The organism is Planktotalea arctica (assembly GCF_002105285.1).
Taxonomy (GTDB): Bacteria; Pseudomonadota; Alphaproteobacteria; order Rhodobacterales; family Rhodobacteraceae; genus Planktotalea; species Planktotalea arctica.
In genome coordinates this window covers 70,442-76,941 of the sequence record NZ_MUHR01000010.1, presented here as the reverse complement: position 1 = coordinate 76,941, position 6,500 = coordinate 70,442, and the positions used below count along the sequence as shown (strand labels likewise).

Annotated in this window: 7 protein-coding genes and 2 pseudogenes; 3 read left to right on the top strand and 6 right to left on the bottom strand. The window is 52.5% G+C overall.

The genetic code is table 11. From position 1 onward, the window contains the following. The 3 genes and pseudogenes from B9P63_RS19210 to B9P63_RS10590 all read left to right on the top strand — a co-directional run. Positions 1 to 324: pseudogene (locus B9P63_RS19210) on the top strand (hypothetical protein); the annotation flags it as partial. Beyond that, a pseudogene (gene tnpC, locus B9P63_RS10595) lies at positions 294 to 1,343 on the top strand (IS66 family transposase); the annotation flags it as partial. The pseudogenes B9P63_RS19210 and tnpC, both read left to right, overlap by 31 nt. Further along, positions 1,340 to 1,942 (top strand): plasmid pRiA4b ORF-3 family protein, encoded by a 603-nt coding sequence (locus tag B9P63_RS10590; RefSeq protein ID WP_085308558.1) that lies wholly within the window; start codon positions 1,340 to 1,342, stop codon positions 1,940 to 1,942. The pseudogene tnpC and the gene B9P63_RS10590, both read left to right, overlap by 4 nt. Positions 1,943 to 2,553: 611 nt before the next feature. Here the strand turns inward: B9P63_RS10590 and B9P63_RS10580 are convergent. From B9P63_RS10580 to B9P63_RS10555, 6 genes are all read right to left on the bottom strand, one after another. Continuing rightward, positions 2,554 to 3,132 (bottom strand): LabA-like NYN domain-containing protein, encoded by a 579-nt coding sequence (locus tag B9P63_RS10580; protein ID WP_085308556.1) that lies wholly within the window; start codon positions 3,130 to 3,132, stop codon positions 2,554 to 2,556. A 152-nt stretch (positions 3,133 to 3,284) separates the two neighbouring features. After that, complete coding sequence (locus B9P63_RS10575) at positions 3,285 to 3,491, bottom strand: hypothetical protein (protein ID WP_085308554.1); 207 nt, start codon at positions 3,489 to 3,491, stop codon at positions 3,285 to 3,287. Between the two features lie 89 nt (positions 3,492 to 3,580). Then, the gene (locus B9P63_RS10570) at positions 3,581 to 4,009 is read right to left on the bottom strand and encodes a hypothetical protein (RefSeq protein ID WP_085308553.1); all 429 of its coding nucleotides are present in this window, start codon (positions 4,007 to 4,009) and stop codon (positions 3,581 to 3,583) included. 69 nt (positions 4,010 to 4,078) lie between these two features. Continuing rightward, on the bottom strand, positions 4,079 to 4,327 hold the full coding sequence (locus tag B9P63_RS10565; protein WP_085308551.1) for a hypothetical protein: 249 nt from the start codon (positions 4,325 to 4,327) through the stop codon (positions 4,079 to 4,081). A 275-nt stretch (positions 4,328 to 4,602) separates the two neighbouring features. After that, on the bottom strand, positions 4,603 to 5,400 hold the full coding sequence (gene istB / locus B9P63_RS10560; protein ID WP_085308549.1) for an IS21-like element helper ATPase IstB: 798 nt from the start codon (positions 5,398 to 5,400) through the stop codon (positions 4,603 to 4,605). A 12-nt stretch (positions 5,401 to 5,412) separates the two neighbouring features. Then, positions 5,413 to 6,441: an Arm DNA-binding domain-containing protein gene (locus B9P63_RS10555; RefSeq protein WP_139816249.1), complete on the bottom strand. Its 1,029-nt coding sequence runs from the start codon at positions 6,439 to 6,441 to the stop codon at positions 5,413 to 5,415. Between the last annotated feature and the right edge of the window lie 59 nt (positions 6,442 to 6,500).

Genomic DNA, 6,500 nt, shown 5'->3' with positions numbered 1-6,500 from the left:
GTAATTCTGAAATCCGCAATCCATTCCCTACGCAAAAAAACCATGGCACTGATGGGGTTGGTCTACCGCGATCAACTCTTTCCACGCCAGGCGTTCCGCGACATGTTCACGGCGCTCCTAGAACGCATCGGCGAGAAGATGGCGTGCCGCATGACGGTCGATCTTCTGGCACTGGCCCATGACCGGGGATGCGAAGCCGAGTTGGCCGAGCACCTCGAAGAGGATCTCTCACAGCACCGCACACCGGATATTCCAACTCTGCGGGCCCTATTCGGCCCATCAGAAGACGCACCTTCGACAAGTATGGACAACATCAACCGTTGAACCGGCAATCCGAGCGCATTGCACGGGAGGGGATTGATCTGAGCCTGTCCACCTTGGCTGATCTGATCGGTCATGCCTGTGTGGCGTTGACCCCCATTCATGCGTTGATCGCTCGCCACGTGCTGGTGGATGCTGGCCGTTTGCATGGGGACGATACCACAGTGCCCCTACTGGCGCGTGGCGGTGCAAGGACTGCGCGAGTGTGGACCTATGTGCGCGATGATCGAGCGTGGGATGGGGGTGCGCCCCCTGCCGCACTCTTTTACTTCTCAACAGATCGCCGGAAAGAACACCCGACACGGCATCTGGCCGAATGGCACGGTGTTCTTCAGTCGGACGTGTATGGCGGCTACAATGATCTGTATCTCGCAGATCGGAGTCCTGGCCCGGTCCGTAGTGCGCTGTGTTGGAGCCACGCAAGACGCAAGTTCTTTGAGCTGGCCGACATCAAGGCCATAGCCCGCAAAGGCAAAAAGGTAGTGCAAGAAATCTCGCCAATCGCACTGGACGCTGTGACGCGGATCGATGCGATCTTTGCGGCCGAGCGTGACATCACCGGCCTGTCAGATGCAGCGCGTCATGAAGCCCGCCAGCAGTGGGTAGCGCCGATGGTCAATGATCTGCATGATTGGATGCTGGCCGAGCGGGTCCGGATGTCAAAGCACAACCCTGTTGCCAAGGCGATTAACTACATGCTCGAGGGGACAGGTCGCTGGGAAGCCTTCACCGCATTCCTTGATGACGGGCGCCTCTGCTTAACGAATAATGCCGCCGAACGGGCGCTCAGAGGGATCGCATTGGGCAGAAAGTCATGGCTTTTTGCAGGCTCTGAACGCGGTGGCGACAGGGCAGCCTTCATGTATACCCTCATCGTTACAGCAAAGATGAACGACATCGACCCGCAGGCATGGATGGCAGACGTCTTGGCGCGGCTGCCCGATATGCCTGTGTCACGCTTACCAGAACTATTACCCTGGAATTGGAAGGCCACCATGGAATTGAAGAGGATTGCTGCATGACATTGGTCGCACGCCTCAAGGTCACATTGTCCGATGTCGAGCCTCAGGTGCTTCGGCGCTTTGATGTGCCCCTCAAGATCAAGTTGCACCGCCTGCATGATGTGATCCAGGCCGCCATGGGATGGACCGACAGCCACTTGTATGAGTTCAGGGCCGGTGACAGCGGCTGGGGCGTGCCAGATCCAGATGGTTTTTACGATGGTCCGATGCCCGCCAGCAAAACCAGCCTCCTTGACGTGATCGAAGATGTGGGAACCAAGACCATCCATTACATCTATGACTTGGGCGACAACTGGCGCCACGTGATCAAGATCGAGAAAATCGATGATGCCATCGCGGGCACCGCCTATCCACGCCTGGTCAAGGCCATCGGTGCTTGCCCTCCGGAAGATGTGGGCGGCTTCCCCGGTTACGCTGACTTCCTCGAAGCCATGGCCGACCCCAAGCACCAAGAAAACAGCCAGATGCTGGAATGGTATGGGGGACAGTTCGACCCGGATGAGGCAGAGATCGGCCGCATCCTCGATAACTTCGAGCGGCTTGCCAAAAAATGGGCCCCGAAGCCGCGTAAACCAAAAGCCGCACCCAAACGCCTCTGATCAATACGGCGCGCCCACGGCCTTCGCCGAATACTTACGAAGAACGTTGGCCTAACGGCCACCGTGCGCTTTGGCACGCTTCAGCTTTGTGACGAGCACGCGCCCCAAAGCGCAACACAACATCAAACGCAATGGTCCCTTTTTACTCTGCGATTGACAGCAAAAACTGGCGGACTTTTACTCCGCTACAACCGCAAAATGCAGCCGCTTCTGTGGCCCAGTATTGCTCCGCGTTTTACAAAAATGGATGCCCTGATCCGCCATCGACAACAGGACCTGTCCTGCACTGCCCAGTTCCTGGCAGCGGGTGAGTATCGGGCCTATCACTTCCTGATTCCGCATGTCTGGATCGAACATGATCCCGGCGCCCCGGTCCCAAAGGTAGCCAATCGGCGGGGTGTAGTGTAGTTCGCCGCCTCTGGCCTTTGCACGGGCAGCGTCCAGAGACATAATCCAAGCCCTTCGCATCAACATTAAAACCTGGCACACATTCCTTGATGACTTCGTCGAAGACGCCAACCTTGTTACCCAGATCGAGGCAAAGTCACCGCAGTAACAATGGAGTGGGTACCTGCAACCTGAGCTCACAAGGCAATATAATATGCCTGCGCTTATTCAGCAGTCTCCATCGAGGTCTTTTGCATTACATTGGCGAATGGTTCACGCGCGGGGCGCGCAATGACGGATTTCAGCTCGTCCAGATCGATGAAGTTATCAGCCTGGCGGCGCAATTCATCTGATACGATGGCGGGCTGCGTTCGGATCGTTGAAACGACAGAAACACGCACACCCGAGCGCTGGACACTTTTGATCGCCGGGCAAAGATCGCCGTCACCAGCGAAAATCACCAAGTGATCAACACTGGATGCAAGTTCCATCGCACCTACGGCCAAGTCTACAACAACCTGCCGCTTGATCTTACGATGCCCAAGCGAGTCCGTGTATTCTTTGACCATCTTACATTCGACCTGATAGCCGTTGTAGCTCAGCCAATCCGCCAGAGGACGCATCGACGAATACTCATCCGACTCGGAAATTGTAGTGTAAAAACAAATCCGGCGAAGTTTTCCACGACGAACGAATTCCTGACGCAGCATCTTGTAATCGATATCGAAGCCAAGGCCTCGTGAAGCCGCATATAGGCTGGTACCGTCGATCAGCACGGCCATTGTTTCATCTTTATAAAACATGTATATCCTCCAAAATCACATTCAAACAGTCTGTTGTTCTGTCTTAATCTGCTAAACTCTGAACGGAGTGATTGCAGCAGGGGATATGACGCTTGAGGATATCCTAAGATTTATCGCGACAATAAAAAGTTAGCAAAGCGCGAAAGTCTTGTTCAAGCAAAGAGCGTCATGACCGCTGTGATGACCACAAACCAAAGCACGCTACCGGCAACAGCCAGTATCATTAAAAGCGCACGCGCAGAGATCACCGTCTCGACATGCGGCTCAGGGTACGTGCGCGAAGTAAAAGACATCTCGGGGTGCACTATCTTTGATGTGTCCACAGATTTTGCGGGAAGGGCATTAAAGCTACGCTGCATGATACGATTCTCTTTTCCTGCATTAAGAATATGCAATTTCGCAGCAACCCGGATGCTGTCTTGTGATCTTCAGAATATCCGTTCGGTACTTAATGTGCCTTAAGAGACTCTCGCACCGGAACGGTGCTGCTCTCATTGATGCGGCTGTCGGAAAATATTCGGTACGATCGCGATGATTTGCGCGAACCTTGCCCTGCACCCCAGATTGAAACGTAAACAGAAGCAATGCCACTCTCTGAAAGATGCGAAGGAACGATCTCAACAACGCGGACCCTAAGTTGTGCCAGATCAACGCCAACAGAACAGATCAACGGGGAAATCGCTGAATCAAGCCCCCCCAGACGAATGAGCTTTTCGCCGCCAATTCCAAAGGGCCAGCGCGACGGTATTGTCACATACGCCCCCACCAGATCCTGCGCCTCTTGCATTAATGAGACATGCGCGCCGATTGGCAGAGAAACATCCGTTGGATTTACTTCAAGATCAGTCAGCTCAGCTTTATGAACAAGCACCTGCATTAAACTCTCTCCATGCGTAGCACCGCTAAGTGGGCATATCCCTGCAAGCAACAACTCAATTGAAGAGTTCTATTTTGCGACCTCAACCTCAACCTCTACCGCTCGAGAATGTAGCGCAGACATCAGACCGGCGAGAACATTCTTACAAGCAATACTCTCGCGCAACGCAGCATCGATCAAAGTGTGCTTTGTGGAGCGGTTTTTAACGTTCAAAATCATGCGCTGACCTGAAAATGAATCGTAAACCACCTGCAAGTCGCCGCTAAACTTAGTACGTAGCCCGACATATTCACGACCATTCTCTGCATGATAAGACATTGCGTACCTCTAAGCGTTTGTTGTTGAAGGCGAATTTACCTGCTTCACTTCAAGAAGAATAAGTCGCAAAAGATAGCTGCGTTTTAGCGTGTCTTACTTGACACACTGCGATTTGCAGGCGGCAAAAACAGCTGCATTTTGTATATTTCCAAGCGAACCAACACGATATCCAGTAACGGATTTTGCCAGATCACGACGACCATTTGCGCCAGATTTGGCAGTGACTATCTTTAGTTGGGCAATGCTGCTCTCACCGTCAAATCCTGACCCATTTTTTAGCCGCCTGCGGCACTGCGCTGATTCTGAAGAATTCTTGAAAAGCTCGGCTTCTGCGGACTGACTGTGCCGTTGACCTTACGCATGGACGGGCCATCCAGCGCAATACGGTGGGATTGATGGACCAGTCGATCAAGAATTGCATCTGCAAATGTCGGATCTGCGATAACGTCATACCATTTGTCCACCGGAAGCTGACTGGTAACAATCGTTGCCTTACGGCCATAACGGGCATCTACAATCTCCATGAGATCGCGGCGTTGGCTCGCCGTCATTAGATCAGGACCCCAGTCATCGAGGATGAGAACATCCGAGCGCACAATTTTCTTGAACAGACGTTCAAAGCTCCCCGCCTCGCGCGCCGCATCCAGTTCTGCAAACAACAATGGAATGCGAAAGTAGAGCACCATTTTGTCCTGTCGGCATGCCTCATGACCCAATACGCAGGCAAGGTATGACTTTCCCACGCCGCACGGGCCAGTGATCAACACAGAACCGCTCGAAGCTATCCAATCGCCCTTTGCCAACTCTTGGAATTGCAGCTGGTCGAGGTGACGGACCGTTTTGAAATCAATGTTTTCCATGCTGGCATCTTCATCCCGCATTTTCGCAATGCGCAGACGCGATTCCAATCGTCGCTGGGAACGGGCTTCGCTTTCACGTTCTGCCATCAACTCAATCCACTCTACCGGATCGACGCTGCGCGCTCCCTTTTTAGCAGCCAGTTCGCTAAAAACATCGGCCATCCCGTCTAGTTTGAGTGCACGCAGGCTTTCATAAACAGCGTTCAGATCCATCGCGGTTTTCCCTTAATTAAAGTAACCTGCGCCCCTGATATTGGCGTGGGCGATTGTGTCTATGGGTGAGTGAGTGCTTTCGATCTCATCCGCAGCATCAGTGCTTTCCAGAATGCTAGTAACACATTCGAGAGTGACTATCTTAAGCATAAGCGCGCCGTCACATGCCGCGTCCAGATTCGCACAACCATACTTCGATAAGAGTTCCGAAAAATGATGAATAAACTCTTCACGTTGCTCTAGGCTGGCAGTCTTTCTGATCAAACCCTTCAACAATTTCTGAATATTAGGCCCTGCGCGCTCAAGTGCCTGCTGCGCCACTTTGGCTGACGTTCCCTCGTTAATCGCAGCCGGCACGATTATTGGATCACGTAGTGCATGACCTTCGAAGGTCTTTCCCAGATTACCGGAAGCAACTGCTGAATGAGTATCATGTATTTTATAGGCACTAAATTCAAGCAGTGGCACGACTGAGCCAGCAGCGTCTATATCGTTATTTATAAAAATTGGTGACGTTGGCAACGTAGGGGTCGTGCCAACTACATCAGATGCGGGTGATTGCGCATAACCCGTGAACCAGACCATTATTTTGCGCTTCAGAAACGTAATCCCGTGCCGGCGTCCAGAAGGCTTTTCTTCGCTCGCCTGGTCCCTACTTTGTTGCGCTTTGTTCCGGTTCAACAAGCCGATTGTGTTGAAGGATCTGATAGCCGTACCGCTATCAACTTGCTCGGTCATTTCTTGCAATCGGCTTTTGAGATGCTGTTGCTTCGCACGGCGCCGGCGCGAAAGAACATCGACACCCGCTGCGATCATTTCTCTATTTGCCAGTGCGGCCTCTCGCGCATCAGCCAAGGACATATGCGGAAATTTGCCTAGAATAATTTCCCGTTCAAAACCGCCAATTTTTACACATTGCACCCAAATACGCTGTTGGTTCGAGCTCCCTTGCATGAAAACGCCAGGCCGCCAAACATCGTCTTTTCTGGCGGCTTGTTTGCTACCAGTCTGCGATACAATTATCCTCTCAGGTCGTGACAAGATAAAGCTCTCTCTCAAGCATAGTGTTCAAAACACACCTCGAATAAAACACGTTAGAA

Excerpts from the sequence above, each read along its gene's own strand:
- B9P63_RS10590 (WP_085308558.1), top strand. The coding sequence starts at position 1,340 with ATGACATTGGTCGCACGCCTCAAGGTCACATTGTCCGATGTCGAGCCT.
- B9P63_RS10580 (WP_085308556.1), bottom strand. The coding sequence starts at position 3,132 with ATGTTTTATAAAGATGAAACAATGGCCGTGCTGATCGACGGTACCAGC.
- B9P63_RS10575 (WP_085308554.1), bottom strand. The coding sequence starts at position 3,491 with ATGCAGCGTAGCTTTAATGCCCTTCCCGCAAAATCTGTGGACACATCA.
- B9P63_RS10570 (WP_085308553.1), bottom strand. The coding sequence starts at position 4,009 with ATGCAGGTGCTTGTTCATAAAGCTGAGCTGACTGATCTTGAAGTAAAT.
- B9P63_RS10565 (WP_085308551.1), bottom strand. The coding sequence starts at position 4,327 with ATGTCTTATCATGCAGAGAATGGTCGTGAATATGTCGGGCTACGTACT.
- istB (WP_085308549.1), bottom strand. The coding sequence starts at position 5,400 with ATGGATCTGAACGCTGTTTATGAAAGCCTGCGTGCACTCAAACTAGAC.